Source organism: Paenibacillus sp. Marseille-Q9583, assembly GCF_976954365.1.
The window spans coordinates 1-14,415 of record NZ_CDRJTB010000027.1 but is presented as its reverse complement, the minus strand read 5'-3'; the positions used below and the strand labels follow the sequence as shown (position 1 = coordinate 14,415).

At 45.4% G+C, this 14,415-nt stretch carries 17 protein-coding genes; 15 read left to right on the top strand and 2 right to left on the bottom strand.

All coding sequences use genetic code 11. The features are described 5' to 3' along the window. Positions 1-55: 55 nt before the first annotated feature. The 15 genes from spoVAC to ACWNM1_RS14220 all read left to right on the top strand — a co-directional run bounded on the left by spoVAC (position 56) and on the right by ACWNM1_RS14220 (position 12,873). Positions 56-559 (top strand): stage V sporulation protein AC, encoded by a 504-nt coding sequence (gene spoVAC, locus ACWNM1_RS14290; RefSeq protein ID WP_449601429.1) that lies wholly within the window; start codon positions 56-58, stop codon positions 557-559. Then, the gene (spoVAD, locus tag ACWNM1_RS14285) at positions 556-1,587 is read left to right on the top strand and encodes a stage V sporulation protein AD (RefSeq protein ID WP_449601428.1); all 1,032 of its coding nucleotides are present in this window, start codon (positions 556-558) and stop codon (positions 1,585-1,587) included. Before spoVAC ends, spoVAD begins: the two co-directional genes overlap by 4 nt. 2 nt (positions 1,588-1,589) lie before the next feature. Then, positions 1,590-1,940, top strand: a complete 351-nt coding sequence (spoVAE, locus tag ACWNM1_RS14280; RefSeq protein WP_036675923.1) for a stage V sporulation protein AE — start codon at positions 1,590-1,592, stop codon at positions 1,938-1,940. Positions 1,941-2,130: 190 nt separating this feature from the next. Beyond that, positions 2,131-3,087, top strand: coding sequence for an AAA family ATPase (locus tag ACWNM1_RS14275; RefSeq protein WP_076284318.1), 957 nt, complete (start codon positions 2,131-2,133; stop codon positions 3,085-3,087). A 1-nt stretch (position 3,088) separates the two neighbouring features. Next, on the top strand, positions 3,089-4,333 hold the full coding sequence (locus tag ACWNM1_RS14270) for a DUF58 domain-containing protein (protein WP_449601427.1): 1,245 nt from the start codon (positions 3,089-3,091) through the stop codon (positions 4,331-4,333). A 1-nt stretch (position 4,334) separates the two neighbouring features. Beyond that, the gene (locus ACWNM1_RS14265; protein WP_449601426.1) at positions 4,335-6,572 is read left to right on the top strand and encodes a DUF4129 domain-containing transglutaminase family protein; all 2,238 of its coding nucleotides are present in this window, start codon (positions 4,335-4,337) and stop codon (positions 6,570-6,572) included. An 88-nt stretch (positions 6,573-6,660) separates the two neighbouring features. Beyond that, positions 6,661-7,182: a YqeG family HAD IIIA-type phosphatase gene (locus ACWNM1_RS14260; protein WP_042193454.1), complete on the top strand. Its 522-nt coding sequence runs from the start codon at positions 6,661-6,663 to the stop codon at positions 7,180-7,182. A gap of 2 nt (positions 7,183-7,184) precedes the next feature. Next, positions 7,185-8,312, top strand: coding sequence for a ribosome biogenesis GTPase YqeH (gene yqeH / locus ACWNM1_RS14255; RefSeq protein WP_449601425.1), 1,128 nt, complete (start codon positions 7,185-7,187; stop codon positions 8,310-8,312). 72 nt (positions 8,313-8,384) lie between these two features. After that, positions 8,385-9,203: a shikimate dehydrogenase gene (gene aroE / locus ACWNM1_RS14250; RefSeq protein WP_449601475.1), complete on the top strand. Its 819-nt coding sequence runs from the start codon at positions 8,385-8,387 to the stop codon at positions 9,201-9,203. A 57-nt stretch (positions 9,204-9,260) separates the two neighbouring features. Further along, a complete protein-coding gene (gene yhbY / locus ACWNM1_RS14245) occupies positions 9,261-9,554 on the top strand; it encodes a ribosome assembly RNA-binding protein YhbY (RefSeq protein WP_076284314.1) in 294 nt (97 codons plus the stop codon). A gap of 34 nt (positions 9,555-9,588) precedes the next feature. Then, positions 9,589-10,191, top strand: coding sequence for a nicotinate-nucleotide adenylyltransferase (locus tag ACWNM1_RS14240; RefSeq protein WP_449601424.1), 603 nt, complete (start codon positions 9,589-9,591; stop codon positions 10,189-10,191). Continuing rightward, on the top strand, positions 10,163-10,741 hold the full coding sequence (gene yqeK, locus ACWNM1_RS14235; RefSeq protein WP_449601423.1) for a bis(5'-nucleosyl)-tetraphosphatase (symmetrical) YqeK: 579 nt from the start codon (positions 10,163-10,165) through the stop codon (positions 10,739-10,741). Before ACWNM1_RS14240 ends, yqeK begins: the two co-directional genes overlap by 29 nt. Continuing rightward, positions 10,738-11,085, top strand: coding sequence for a ribosome silencing factor (gene rsfS / locus ACWNM1_RS14230; RefSeq protein WP_042125383.1), 348 nt, complete (start codon positions 10,738-10,740; stop codon positions 11,083-11,085). The genes yqeK and rsfS overlap by 4 nt, the downstream gene beginning before the upstream one ends. After that, entirely contained in the window at positions 11,082-12,002 is a 921-nt protein-coding gene (locus ACWNM1_RS14225; protein WP_042185974.1) for a CvfB family protein, read from the top strand. The genes rsfS and ACWNM1_RS14225 overlap by 4 nt, the downstream gene beginning before the upstream one ends. 100 nt (positions 12,003-12,102) lie before the next feature. After that, the gene (locus ACWNM1_RS14220) at positions 12,103-12,873 is read left to right on the top strand and encodes a class I SAM-dependent DNA methyltransferase (RefSeq protein ID WP_449601422.1); all 771 of its coding nucleotides are present in this window, start codon (positions 12,103-12,105) and stop codon (positions 12,871-12,873) included. 263 nt (positions 12,874-13,136) lie between these two features. Here ACWNM1_RS14220 and ACWNM1_RS14215 read toward each other — a convergent pair whose 3' ends face one another. Together ACWNM1_RS14215 and ACWNM1_RS14210 are read right to left on the bottom strand one after the other, a co-directional pair. Beyond that, positions 13,137-13,295, bottom strand: a complete 159-nt coding sequence (locus ACWNM1_RS14215) for a hypothetical protein (protein WP_036675694.1) — start codon at positions 13,293-13,295, stop codon at positions 13,137-13,139. A gap of 130 nt (positions 13,296-13,425) precedes the next feature. After that, positions 13,426-14,382, bottom strand: a complete 957-nt coding sequence (locus tag ACWNM1_RS14210) for an ArsR/SmtB family transcription factor (protein WP_042131966.1) — start codon at positions 14,380-14,382, stop codon at positions 13,426-13,428. Between the last annotated feature and the right edge of the window lie 33 nt (positions 14,383-14,415).

Sequence of the window (14,415 nt, the reverse complement as noted above, 5' to 3'; positions counted from 1 at the left end):
AAAGTGAGTACTATGCTTGTCAGCCCCCTTCGCCTAACTTTCAGGAGGTGCCTCAATGCCGGCGAAAACTAAGAAATCGGGTGTCAAGCTGAAGCTAGACACCCTGACTCCACAAGATTACGAGAAATTGTCGAAGCCCTTTGTTCCCGCCAGGCCCGTATTCAAAAACTGCATACGAGCGTTTATTGCTGGCGGCATAATCTGTGTTATTGGACAAGGTGTTCAGGAAGCTTTTATGGCAATCTTCGATATGACCTCCAAAGAAGCTGCCAGTCCCACAGTCGCGGTGATGATCCTACTCTCTGTAATCCTGACCAGCTTTGGCGTGTACGACAAAATGGCGCAATGGGCTGGTGCAGGAACCGCAGTTCCGGTGACCGGGTTCGCAAACAGTATGTGCTCTGCAGCTCTGGAGCACCGCGCTGAGGGTCTTGTACTTGGTGTAGGCGGCAATATGTTTAAGCTTGCGGGTTCGGTCATCGTATTTGGTGCCGTCGCTGCTTTCATAATTGGTATCGTCTATATCTTTTTGGGCACAGGAGGTGCACACCATACATGAAACAGCTTGGTAGTCAGACATGGGAGTTCACGAACCGCCCCATTATTTTAGGCTCTTCCGCAGTAGTTGGACCGGAGGAGGGAGAAGGTCCTTTAGCTTCAGATTTTGATTTTATATTTGATACGCTGGAAATGGATGAGAAGACATGGGAGAAGGCCGAGCGCGCTCTGTTTGAGAAGGCTTCCCATCTGGCTCTGATTAATGCGAATATCGATAAACAAAAGCTGGAGTTTTTTGTCGGCGGAGATTTGATGAACCAGATTATCAGCAGCTCTTTCGCGGCAAGAAAATTAGGTGTGCCTTATCTCGGAGTCTTTGGTGCTTGTTCTACTTCTATGGAGAGCCTTGCGATTGCCTCAATGATCGTTGATTCTGGAGGCGGTAAGTATGCGCTAGCGGGAACATCAAGTCATAACTGTACGGTGGAGAAGCAGTTTCGTTATCCAACGGAATATGGTTCGCAGAAACCCCCAACGGCGCAATATACAGTTACAGGTTCGGGTTGTGCTGTAGTGGGTCAGAATGACGGTTCGGGTAACTATCCAGTCGTGGTTTCGGCCACGCTTGGACGTATTATGGATCTTGGTTTGACAGATCCTTTTAATATGGGGACGGCTATGGCACCTGCGGCCGCGGATACAATCACTGCGCATTTTCGGGATACAGGTTTATCTCCAGGGCACTATGATTTAATTGTTACCGGCGACCTGGCATCCGTAGGGTTACCTATAGCCAAGACCCTATTGGCTAAAGAAGGAATTCCTATGGAGCAAACAACCTTTGACGATTGTGGTTTGCTTATCTACGACTTGGAGAAACAGAAATATGTGATCGCTGGAGGAAGCGGCTGCGGGTGCTCAGCGGTTGTAACCTATGGTCATATCCTTAAGCGGTTAAAAAAAGGTGAACTTAAACGGGTGCTTATAGTGGCAACGGGCGCACTTTTATCACCTTTGTCTTATCAGCAGGGAGAGAGTATTCCATGTGTTGCTCATGCCGTAGCCATAGAGAGCGGAGGTGAAGCATAATGATGATTTACTTATGGGCTTTTCTGATTGGAGGAGCCATTTGCGTTATAGGACAGCTGATGTTCGATGTATTGAAGCTGACACCTGCACATACGATGAGTACCTTAGTTGTAGCCGGAGCGATTGCTGATGCTTTTGGTATTTACGACCCACTTGTGAAATTTGCGGGTGCTGGGGCAACCATTCCGATCACAAGCTTTGGGAACTCCTTGGTTCATGGGGCATTAACGGAGCTGGAGCGGGATGGCTGGATCGGTGTAGTTACGGGTATTTTTGATATTACAAGTGCGGGCATCTCGTCAGCTATTGTGTTCTCCTTTTTGGCAGCTTTAGTTGTACGACCGAAGGGGTAAAGTTGATTCTACATGAAAAGGTTGTCGTCAGAAAAAGACGGCATCCTTTTTTTGTATTTTAAAATTGTAGGATGTTTCATCTTATGGTTTTTTTTGTATCCGCACTTCGTGATCTTCAACAATGTACTTTGGGTCCCTTAATCATGTAAAATATAAATAATACTGCTTATTCTGGCTAGGAGGATCATATATGCCCGTACGTCAAGAATCGATGCACACTATGAATGCTGTACGCACTAATTTGGAATCCTGCATACTTGGAAAATCATTTGAAATACAATTATTGTTAACCGCTCTGCTTGCTGGTGGTCATGTATTGATCGAGGATGTACCGGGAACAGGAAAAACCCAGCTAATACGCGCACTTTCAAGATCAATGTCCGGTGAATATCGCCGGATTCAATGTAATCCAGATATACTTCCGAGTGATATTACAGGTGTATCTGTCTATCATCCTAGGGATGAGATGTTTCATTTCCGGCCTGGTCCGGTGATGACGAATATTTTGCTAGCCGATGAGATTAACCGTGCCACTACGAAGACACAATCCGCACTTCTGGAAGTGATGGAGGAACGAAACGTTACCGTAGATGGAGAGACGTATCCACTTCCTCATCCTTTCATGTTATGTGCTACCCAGAATCCGATAGACTTTGAGGGAACCTATACACTGCCTGAAGCCCAATTAGATCGATTCATGCTGAGAATTAGCCTCGGATATCCTGATGCAGCGACGGAGAAAAATTTATTGCTGAGCCATCAGGAAGGCCAACCGGTGGACAGGCTTTCTCCAGTAACAAGCATGGAACAAATTGCAGGGATTCAGGAAGAAATTCGCGACATCTTCATGAGTGATCCTGTGCTGAATTACTTGTTAGATATTGTGCGGCAGACAAGAGAACATCCACTTGTAATGCTGGGTGCAAGTCCACGTGCCTCACTATCCTTTATGATGGCTTGTAAAGCTTATGCCTTTTTGCAAGGACGAGATTACGTTCTGCCTGATGACGTGAAGATCCTTACTCCATTTGCCTTGGGTCATCGGATATTGCTGCGTCCAGAGTCGCGCCTAGATAATATTAGCGTAGAATCTTTGCTTCAAAAGCTTCTGCAGAGCATTCATGTGCCTGTTACGATGAGGCAATGATATGAGACGTTATTTGTCGTCGGTTGCAGCCATCATTCAGCCCTCTAAGCTTGCAAGCATCCTTGTAATTTGGAGTATTACACTCTTATATGTACTTTTTCAGGGCGGGAAAACTGCATTTATGTTGTTTATCATGGTCTCTGTACTTATTGCATATTTGATTGCTGGAGGTTTAGGAGGCGTTCGGCGAGCTAAGGGCACCCGCAGTCTTTATTCTGAACAAGACAAGGGGGATTTGCTCTCTGCTGGAGGGCATCTTCGTGTAAAACTAAAGGTTACAATCCCCGGGATTTTGCCCTTGCCTTACGTTGTTGTAAGGGAAGTTCTTAAGCGGCATAATGGAGAATCGTGGGTATTTGAAGAAAGTTTGATCCCAAGCCTCAGAGGCATTGGGGAACTAAAGTTTCAGACACCAGCCTTAGAGCGTGGAACATACACATTCGCTAATACGGATATTATCAGCCAAGATATATTTGGGCTTGTCGAGCATAAGGGAACATTTTTATCGGAAGGACAATTTCAGGTTTTGCCTCGTGCGATCTACGTTCCGCGCTGGCAGTTATATGAGAGAAGATCTCGGCTATCTGGACCGCAGACATCCGTTGTTCAATCTCGGCGTGAAACCACACAGATTAATGGCGTCCGTGACTATGTATATGGTGATCGCTTGACGCGAATTCACTGGAACGCTACTGCTAAGACAGGCTCTTGGAAATCCAAAGAGTTTGAGCATGAGTCGATTCCCAAAACCATTCTAGTCCTTGATGGAAGCACATCAGCTTATATGAATACGAATCAATTCGAACTAGCAGTTTCGGTGACGGCATCACTCCTCGGCTTCGGCATTCGGGAGAGAATTGGAATTGGTCTGTGTTGTTTGGATAAGACGACGAAGGTGTTCGCACCTGTTGAAGGTGCTGCTGAACGTCAGAAGATGATTCAATATTTAATCGATCTAAACGCTGAGGGACGCGGTCCGCTTATCTCCCGATTGGAAAAGGGATACCGTATGTTTCCTAAAGGTTCTTACTTCGTGTTAATCAGTCCACAGCGTGGACAGCCTGTACTTGATGCACTACGCTGGGCTGATAGCAGAGGAATGACTGCTTCTCACATTCATGTGCGAAATTCCGCAGAGATAAATAGTGGTAACGAATGGATAGACGTCCTTAGGACTCGCGGAATAACCGGTTATGGTATTAGCTCGCTTCAAGAGCTTCCCTCAGTGTTAGGAGGGGAAGGATGATATGAGAACCTGGTGGAATCAGATAAAATTCTCCTGGCACCGTTCTGTCGGCCTATTTTGGCTATTGATTATTGCACAGCAGTGGATTTCTTATACGGAACCCATCTGGTTAAATCAAACCACTGCTTCTGTATGGGCTGCCCTTCTAACGATCACCGTCATTGAGATTTTTATCCCTGTTAAAGTTCAATTCAGACTGATTATAGAAGCAGCAGCTATTATTTATATCGTTTATCGCAACATTACTAATTATGGAATTTATGTTCCTGATCCATGGTCCACAACCCTTCTTGATAAACTCCAGGATACTAGTGTGTATATGGTGCCGTATATCTGGTTTGCTCTTGGTGCCTCTGCTTTGCTGTTGCTATCGTCTTGGTGGGTATCCTCTAAGAAGCGTATCTTATGGTTTATAGGAATGAACATTGTAGCGCTGGCTGCGCTTGATTCCTTTACATCTATTGTATTGTGGCAGGAAGTGGCTTGGACAGTATTTGCGGGTATGGGATGGCTTGTCAGCCAGCACCTGAGAAGTTTTCAGCTACATTATCCGCGTGGATGGGTACATTTGCTGGAATATCCCTCGAAAATAGTCATGAATATCGCAATCGTCTTCTCTCTGGTTATTTTAATCGGTGTGAATATGCCGGATGTAAGGCCTACTTTGACGGATCCTTATACAGCGTGGCAAGAGTGGAATGGAATTGGGAAATCTTCTGGTAAGAGCACAACTGGAACAACGAATTCCAATACGGGCTCAGGTTCTTCTGTTAACAATACTTCGTCTGGCTATAGTCTGAATGATGACAACCTGGGCGGGGGCTTTAACTTCGATTATACCCCGGTGATGACAGTGGTTTCAGATTTGCGTGTTTATATGCGAGGAGAAACACGCAGAATCTATTCTGGAAGTGGATGGTCGGATAAGGATCGATTGAAGCGAGGACCTATAGAAGAGGTGGAGACGGGGAAATCCTTGGAGCAAAGTGTGGCTTCTAAGGTCACTACCCGCACACTGAAACAGACGGTTAAAGTGCTTAATAATAATGAGTTTCCGGTGTTATTCGGTGCTTATTCTGTAACTTCGGTGGATTCATTGAATGGGGAGGCAGCCGGGAAGGGTCTTTTCTGGAGAGATCGTGATAGTGAGCTTCTATGGGATATGGATAAGAAAAAACTAGACTATCCTTCCACCTTCGAGCTGACTTCTGAAGTTCCCGTCATTCCTGTTCAGGAATTGACAGCAAAGACCTATGAGGAGCTATACAAAGGTAATGATCTGGAGGAAAGCTTCCTTCAGCTGCCTGATGACTTCCCTCGACGGGTTAAAGATCTGGCCGAGGAAATTACAGCCCAAGGAACAACTCCGTATGAAAAAACAGCACTTTTGCAACAATACTTACAACAAACCTTTCCATATACCAACAAGCCGGATATAACACGTGTTTCAAGTGAGGATTTTGTAGATGGATTTTTGTTCGAGCTGAAGGAAGGTTACTGTGATTATTATTCTACGGCACTAGTCACTATGGCACGTTCCCTAAACATCCCTGCAAGATGGGTTAAAGGTTATGCACCTGGAGAACAGCCAGAAATGCCTATGAATCTGGAGCAGCAGGTGGGTGCGGCAAATAATAATTACACGATTACCAATGCAGATGCCCATTCCTGGGCTGAGGTCTATTTTGGTGAGTATGGTTGGATTCCTGTTGAAGCTACACCGGGGTTTAATGCTCCTCTCCTGACTAAGAATGAGCAAATACCTGAGACAGACCCGGAAGATCAAGATGAAATGGCAGAACCAACACCTGCACCTGTGACTAATGCACAAGCAGATCAAGGCTTCCATGTGGGTTTATGGGTAATTTTGGCGGCAGTGGTTGTATTATTATCCTGGACTATTTTTAAAGTTTGGCATATGCGCTTTAAGCTTCGCTTCTTCGTTCAACAGATGCGAACGGGCCGACCTTTAACGCCTGATCAGAAAGTTGTGGCTGAAACTGAGCGTTGGGTAAGGTATTTGCATCGTAAGGGAATGATGAAGGAAGAGCATGAAACATTGCGTGAAGCCGTTGCCCGCTGGAGTCATGAACGACCTGCTGTGGCCAATCATCTTTCTTCACTGCTAACGATGTTTGAACAAGCGAAGTATAGCCCTGATGTTATTGAAGACAAAGACTGGCAGAGCGTGTATACTGAAGCTTTGCGGCTGCGGAGAACGATAAGATCCAAGAAATAGCGTTTATGCAGTAAATCATTGCTATAGATTTATTTGCGTAGAGCATGGAGTATGTTATAGTTTTTTGTATGAAATCGAGGTGAACGTATTGTTTGAAATGTTAGTTCCCAAACTCCGGGTGAATACGGTATTCGATATTTCTCTAGAAGAGCTGTATCGACAGGGATACCGTGGAATCATTACGGATCTGGATAACACACTGGTCGGTGCCAAAGCGCCTGTGGCTACTCCGGAGCTGTTGTTATGGTTTGAGAAGGTGAAGGAAGTGGGCTTTAAGCTCATCATCGTATCCAATAACAACATGGAACGGGTGTCACGCTTTGCTACACCGCTTAATATTGAATTTGTGCATCAGGCTCGTAAACCGAGTAATGCTCCTTTTCTCAAAGCGATGAAGCAGATGGAGTTGCCACCGGAGCAGACGATTGTGGTGGGAGACCAAATGCTTACAGATGTATACGGTGGAAATCGGCTTGGCCTGTATACCGTATTGGTGCTGCCAATCTCCGTTAAGGATGAAGGGTTCGGCACAAGATTTAATCGTCGGGTAGAGCGAGTTGCTCTGACACGGCTTCGTAAAAAAGGATTGTGGCACGAGGAGGAAAAATAGTAATGAACGAACAAAGTGAAACACAGCGTACTGAGAAGTGTAGCGGTTGTGGTATCAAGCTTCAGACGGAGCATAAGGATCGACCAGGATACCTTCCGGAAGTCGCACTAGATCGGGACCCTGTGATTTGCCAACGCTGTTTCCGGATTAAGAATTATAACGAGGCTTCATCTGTTTCTGTTAACCAGGATGAATTTCTTCGCTTGCTGAGTGGAGTAGGGGAGAAGAATGCACTTGTTATTCATATTGTTGACATTTTCGATTTTGAAGGCAGTTTGATTTCCGGCCTTCAGCGGTTTGTCGGTAATAACCCAGTTATTCTTGCAGTGAATAAATGTGATCTGCTACCTAAGGTTACGAACTGGAATAAACTGCGTAACTGGATGCAACAACGCTGTAAAGAAGAAGGATTGCGGACAGCTGAAATCGTACTTTGTAGTGCGAAACGTAATCAAGGCTTTGACCGTTTACTGGAAGCCGTAACAGAACTGCGTGGTGAGCGTGATGTTTATGTAGTGGGTGCTACGAATGTAGGGAAATCCACGCTTATCAACCGTTTGATTTCGGACTATAGTGATTTGGAGCAGGAGTTAACCACCTCGCGTTATCCTGGTACAACACTCGATACGGTCAAAATCCCACTAGATGATGGCCACTATATAATAGATACGCCAGGGATCGTGTATCCATGGCGTTATAGTGAACTAGTTGAACGTCAGGATCTGGATGCAGTTATGCCGGCCAATCCGTTGAAGCCTGCTGTCTATCAGTTGAATGAAGGACAGACGCTATTCTTCGGTGGACTGGGACGTTTTGATTTCGTGCAAGGTCCGCATCAATCGTTCACTTGCTTTATTAGTGGTACTTTAAAAATCCATCGCACCAAACTGGAACGTGCAGATTCCCTTTATGCGGACCATCGTGGTGAAATGTTGTCTCCTCCAGGAAGTGACCGGATGGACAAGCTGCCACCATGGCAACGTCATGAGTTCCGAATTAATAAAGGCAGTCGGAGCGATCTATATATTTCAGGTTTGGGCTGGATTAAGGTCAACGGGACAGAAGGCGCAGTCGTGGCTATCCACGTTCCGCGTGGTGTGAAGGTGCTTACCCGCCCTTCGATGATCTAACGGGAGGCTATTACAGTGTCTTTGATTACTGCAACCGAGGGCTACAATACCGGGAATATTTTACTGGGCGTAATGGGAGATCCTATTATACAATCCAAATCTCCTATTATGCATGAAGCAGCACTGCAAGCACTGGGAATTCCGGGGGCTTACGTGCCGCTTCATATCCTTCCAGAGAATCTGGAGGATGCAGTGCAAGCGATTCGCACGCTTGGATTCCGTGGGGTAAATGTGACGATTCCGCATAAGGTTGCGGTGATGTCTTATGTGGATCTATTAGATGAAAGTGCGGTAGCCGTTGGTGCAGTCAATACGATTGTTAATAATAACGGGATACTCACCGGATATAATACGGATGGAATCGGTTATGTACGTTCGCTTAAAGCGGAAGCCATTTCTGATTTGTCAGGTACGAAGATTATGGTGATTGGAGCCGGTGGAGCAGCTAGAGGAATTGTTGCCGCACTGCTTCAGGAGAAGCCTTCTTCTATCCTTATCGCTAATCGCAGTGCTGATAAGGCACAGGACTTGGCTGCAGAGTGCCAGAGCAAAGGGAATGTGGTCGGGATTAGCATGAACGAAGTAGCGGAAATGCTGGATGGCGTTGATGTACTGATCAATACAACCTCCGTAGGAATGTATCCTCATATGGATGAGACACCTATAGATCCTGAACTACTTCGTGCAGGGATGGTCGTAAGTGATCTGATTTATAATCCACTGCGCACGCGTCTATTGTTAGAAGGACTTGAACGAGGCTGTACGATTCATGGAGGCCTCGGGATGTTTGTCTATCAAGGGGCTTATGCATTGGAGTATTGGACAGGGCAGCCTGCTCCTACGGAAATCATGCGACAGACCATACTCCATTGTCTGGGTGGAAAAGAGTAAGAAATGGATTCATCAATTTAGGGTAATAATATATGTTAATTAAGGAGTTATTCATTTATGTTAACTGGTAAACAAACACGGTATCTTCGTTCATTGGCGCATCACCTCGATCCTATTTTTCAAGTGGGCAAAGGTGGAGTAAACGATCACCTCGTACGCCACATTGAAGAAGCTATTGAGAAGCGTGAACTTATGAAGATTAGTATACTGAGCAACAATATTGAGAATCCCAAGGAAATCGGTGCGCAACTTGCCGAACAATCGGGTTCTGAGCTAGTACAAGTGATCGGAAAGACCATTGTCTTGTACAAAGAATCGCGTGATAACAAAACCATTGAGTTGCCCCGCTAATACCTGAAAGCATACTACGGAGGAGGTCGTCCTCTTGAAAGTTGGAATTATGGGAGGTACCTTTGATCCTCTTCATATTGGTCATATGATGGCAGCGGAAGCCGCTAGAGAAACTTATGGACTTCAAGAAGTATGGTTTATGCCTTCACATATTCCGCCTCATAAACATGAGGCAGGGGTATCTGGCGCAGATCGGCTGGCAATGGTGCAGGAAGCGATACACAATCATGATGCTTTTCGCACATTAGATTGGGAAGTTGTCAGAGGTGGCGTTTCCTATACGTATGAGACCATAAGAAGGCTGCAAGAGGCGTATCCGCATTTCGATCTTTATTTCATCATCGGAGCGGATATGGTCCAGTATTTACCGAAATGGAACGAGATTGAAGAGCTTGTGCAGCGGCTTACATTTATCGGCGTAGGTCGTCCGGGAACACCTCTTGATCTAGACGCATTGCCAACTTATATAGCAGAAAAGGTACTTCTAGCAGATATGCCTCTGGTTGATATTTCATCAACGATGTTAAGAGAACGGGCTGCAACTGGAAAGTCCATTCGTTATATGGTACCTGAGGCAGTGTTCGATTATGTTCAAAGGAGTGGATTGTATGGCATACAGCCGCGAAGCTCTGATTGAGGCGGTTCGGGCACAAATGCCTGCTAAACGCTGGAAGCATACACTGGGCGTCATGGAGTCATCCATTCAACTAGCGGAGCAATATGGCGCTGATCCTGAGCGTGCGGAGACAGCGGCAATTCTGCATGATGTGGCCAAGTACTGGCCTGTGGAGAGAATGAAGGAGATTATCGAGGAGAATCATCTGAACTTGAATCTTCTGAAGCATGACAAGCAGCTGTGGCATTCGGAAGTAGGTGCTTTTGTAGCAGAGCAAGATTATGGGATCACAGATCCGGATATTCTTAATGCGATCCGTTTTCACACCTCAGGTCGTGAAGACATGAGTTTACTTGAGAAAATTGTCTGTCTCGCCGACTATATCGAGCCTGGCCGCGATTTTCCAGGGGTTGATAAGATACGTAAGCTGGCAAAAGTAAGTTTGGAAGAAGGACTAGTTGCGGGATTTGATTCTACGATTAGTTTGCTACTGGAAAAACGCCGAGTGATCTTTCCGTTAACGGTACTGGCGCGTAATGATTTAGTTAGAATATTGGAGGATAAAATATGAGTGTACAACCAAGCAAGCTGTTAGAACTAGCCCTTAAGGCTGTGGAAGATAAAAAAGCAATGAACGTAGTGGCATTAGATCTGCGTACTGTTTCACCGATTAGTGATTACTTCATCGTGTGTCATGGTAATTCGGATATCCAAGTACAGTCCATTGCTACCGAAGTCCGCAAAGTGGTCCATGAAGCAGGCGGCGTAATCAAGGGGATTGAAGGAATGGATTCAGCACGCTGGGTGCTGATGGATCTTGGGGATGTTATCGTTCATATTTTCCACCGCGATGAACGTGAATATTACAATATCGAGCGTCTGTGGTCGGATGCGAAGGTAGTGGAGACTGTATGAGCCTGATTGCAGGAACTACAGTTACACTTAATGTAGTAAGAGAGGTATCCCCATACGGATTTTTCCTGAATGCAGGAGATCAGGATGTTATGCTGCATTATACTGAGCTTACCGAGAAGGTTAAGACAGGTGATAAAGTTGAAGTCTTTATCTTCTTCGATACCGAGGACCGTCTAGCGGCAACGATGAAGAAACCGTTTCTGACATTGGGCGAAATGGCCTTATTGGAAGTGGCTGATATCCATCCGCGTCTAGGTTGCTTCTTGGAAATGGGTCTCGGACGGCAGCTGCTGCTGCCCATTCGTGAGCTTCCAGAGCTTCCAGAGCTGCGCCCTCAGATCGGTGACTATGTGTATGCGATTATGGAGCATGATAAACAGGGGCGTCTTCGTGCTAAATTAGCCGGAGAACAGGAACTAGCTCCGCTAGCACTTCCTGCACCTGAATCCTGGATGGGACAGACTGTAACAGCCCGGGTGTACAAACCGCTGCAGATGGGGACTTTTGTTCTTGTAGATGCTGGGGTTTTAGGCTTTGGTATTATCGGTATGGTCCATTCCTCTGAACGGAGTCGTTTACTGCGTCTTGGAGAACAGTTCGAAGCACGTGTCTCCCATATTCGCGAGGATGGACGTGTTAACCTTTCTATGGGTCTCCGTAAAGAAGTAGGTATGGATGTAGATTCTGCCACGATTTTGGAGTTCTTGCATGCCCGTCCGGGTGGAGCGATGCCTTATTCAGATGCAACACCACCTGACATTATCAAGCAGCGTTTCGGAATTAGCAAATCAGCGTTTAAGCGTGCGCTTGGTAAGCTGATGAAGGAAGGCCATATTACCCAAAAAGAGAATTGGACGTATCTTGCTCCTAAGGAAGAGGAAGGTTCAACCGAGGGAAATGAAGAAACAACCGAATAATTTAAAATATAAGAGATCTTGTGGGGACGCCGAGAGCGTTTATGCTTGATGGGTCAATAATAGAGTCATATTAAATGTTGTAATAGAAAGCGGTGTACTAGTGTCTTCCTATGGGAAATTTGCTTATGTATACGATGAGCTCATGGCAGATATGCCGTATCCTGATTGGATCTCCTTTGCTGAAACCGCATGGAGCAAATACGGTAAGCCTGTAACCGTGGCTGAGCTTGGCTGCGGCACCGGGAGTATCACTATTCCTTTGGCGGGTTCAGGGTATCATATGACCGGAATCGATCTATCTTCAGATATGCTCTCAGTGGCACAGCGCAAAATGGAAGAGCATCCCCAGGGACGGCGCTTCTTGCGCGAAGGTAGTGTTCGTTGGATTAGACAAAACATGAAGGAATGGGAGCTTCCAGAGCTTGTGGATTCTGTGATTTCTTTCTGTGATTGTCTGAATTATGTGCTGGAAGAAGACGATATCAGAGCTGTCTTTGCTAGTACCTTTGCAGGACTAAAGCAAGGCGGCACCTTTCTGTTCGATGTACATCATCCAAACACACTGATCCGTTATGAAGAAGAGCAGCCCTTTATTCTGGACGAACCATCGGTGTCTTATATTTGGACTTGTGAGATGGATGTCCCTCGCCGCGAAATAGAACATAATCTGTCCATTTTCGCTCGCGAAGAGGGACGGGGTGATGTATATCGCCGTTTCGAAGAGACACATATTCAGCGTGCCTACGATCCTCAGTGGATGAAGGATGAACTGCTTAAAGCTGGATTTAGTGATGTGAAGACTTACGCTGATTTCGAGTGGATAGAGGCGGATGATGATGCGGAACGTTTATTTTATATTGCTATAAAATAAATATTCAACATACTAAGAAGGGCTGTCCCAAAGGCTATGAAAATAGCTGATGAGACAGCCCTTCTTAGTATGAGTTTGGTGTGGTTCCTGCTATTGAAAACGAGAGGCTAAAAATAAGCAAATAACGTCATCTGATTCCGTATGCTTCATGGAATGTTGGATTCATGATTTATGATTCGTGTATGAAGAAGTAGCTGTAATTGCGCCAATATGTATATCAAAAAAACCGGGCAGTGTTTATGCTACCCGGCATCTTCCAATCCTTACCGATGCTCAAACAGATCAATGGCACCCAATACGACATGAGCCAGACCAAATCCAAGTACGCCTGTTGCTGCCATCTTATACTTGCTTCCAAGAAAAGCGGCGCTAGAAGCGGTTACGACGGTTCCAAGAACAGCGGGAATTAGACCTTCACGCATTCGAAACACTCCTTCTCGGTGGTTTGGGAGACAAGGTTATTATGAGTCAAACTCAAAAAAATATACAACGCAAAAGAAGACCTTAGAACAGTTATTGCTGGTTCTAAGGTCTTTTTGTTTAGGGAATGTTTTACTCTGATAAGGTAACGGCAGTACGAGAAGCGCCAATTTCTACTTCATGAACATCATATAGTACACGTGCCAGTAAGTCCTGGCTATAGTTGCCAAAATGCTTGCCGTAAATGGTGAGTCCGCGTTTGTTTACAGGCTTGTCCGTTACGGCTATCCGGAAAGTAAGCTCGCTCTTGTAGTCAAGCTGAATATCATCCAGGGTCACGTCAGAAATCCGGCAACCGTCAATAAAGCTACCTTCATTATTGATACGAATCAGTTTGAGCATACCATATTGGTTTAAATGTGGAGGCCACCAGTCTGGATTAAACGTTCCACGCGTGTCTCCGAAATCTCCAGGACTAGTCCAGTAGCCGATTTCAATTCCATTTAAGTAGAAATAAAGATCGGAGGGATAGTTATCGTTAGATCCAGGGGCCTCAGAGCCAATCTCCATCGAGAATTGGATTTCGCGGAACGTTTGATTAGCTTTAAGATAGTTCGGAATTCTATATTCAAGAAAGCCTTCAGCCATCCAAATGATCTCGGATTCAATCCGCTGAGGATCAGCGAAATAACGGGGTTCGTCGAAGTCGCCGATAATGCTGTCTTTGGTAGCAAGTCCGCAGGTCGGAACAGCCTGATAGTTGCTATAATGTCCTACTTGGATTTCTACTTCGTAGAGATTATCAACATCCTTGCTGCGAAGATCAACAATAAGCTTATCCTTATTTAAATAGCAGACCTTCTGAATACCGTGTTTACCCACGGATGTGTTTATCTCGATGAGACCGCTTTCTTCTAACTTTTTAATATGCATCGTGATTGCGCCATTGCTGAGGTTCAGCTTTTTGGCAATTTCATTCAGATTCAGTGCTTGATTGGTAGCTAAAAGTTCGAGTATGAGGATTCTGATTTCAGAACTAAGCGCCTTAAATATTTCAAGACCACTCATTAAATCTTTAATATAGATCATTTTATCAATACCTTCTTCCAAATGGTCATAAAT

Coding starts and splice junctions, on each gene's coding strand:
- spoVAC (WP_449601429.1), top strand. CDS start 56: ATGCCGGCGAAAACTAAGAAATCGGGTGTCAAGCTGAAGCTAGACACC.
- spoVAD (WP_449601428.1), top strand. CDS start 556: ATGAAACAGCTTGGTAGTCAGACATGGGAGTTCACGAACCGCCCCATT.
- spoVAE (WP_036675923.1), top strand. CDS start 1,590: ATGATTTACTTATGGGCTTTTCTGATTGGAGGAGCCATTTGCGTTATA.
- ACWNM1_RS14275 (WP_076284318.1), top strand. CDS start 2,131: ATGCCCGTACGTCAAGAATCGATGCACACTATGAATGCTGTACGCACT.
- ACWNM1_RS14270 (WP_449601427.1), top strand. CDS start 3,089: ATGAGACGTTATTTGTCGTCGGTTGCAGCCATCATTCAGCCCTCTAAG.
- ACWNM1_RS14265 (WP_449601426.1), top strand. CDS start 4,335: ATGAGAACCTGGTGGAATCAGATAAAATTCTCCTGGCACCGTTCTGTC.
- yqeH (WP_449601425.1), top strand. CDS start 7,185: ATGAACGAACAAAGTGAAACACAGCGTACTGAGAAGTGTAGCGGTTGT.
- aroE (WP_449601475.1), top strand. CDS start 8,385: ATGGGAGATCCTATTATACAATCCAAATCTCCTATTATGCATGAAGCA.
- yhbY (WP_076284314.1), top strand. CDS start 9,261: ATGTTAACTGGTAAACAAACACGGTATCTTCGTTCATTGGCGCATCAC.
- yqeK (WP_449601423.1), top strand. CDS start 10,163: ATGGCATACAGCCGCGAAGCTCTGATTGAGGCGGTTCGGGCACAAATG.
- rsfS (WP_042125383.1), top strand. CDS start 10,738: ATGAGTGTACAACCAAGCAAGCTGTTAGAACTAGCCCTTAAGGCTGTG.
- ACWNM1_RS14225 (WP_042185974.1), top strand. CDS start 11,082: ATGAGCCTGATTGCAGGAACTACAGTTACACTTAATGTAGTAAGAGAG.
- ACWNM1_RS14215 (WP_036675694.1), bottom strand. CDS start 13,295: ATGCGTGAAGGTCTAATTCCCGCTGTTCTTGGAACCGTCGTAACCGCT.
- ACWNM1_RS14210 (WP_042131966.1), bottom strand. CDS start 14,382: ATGATCTATATTAAAGATTTAATGAGTGGTCTTGAAATATTTAAGGCG.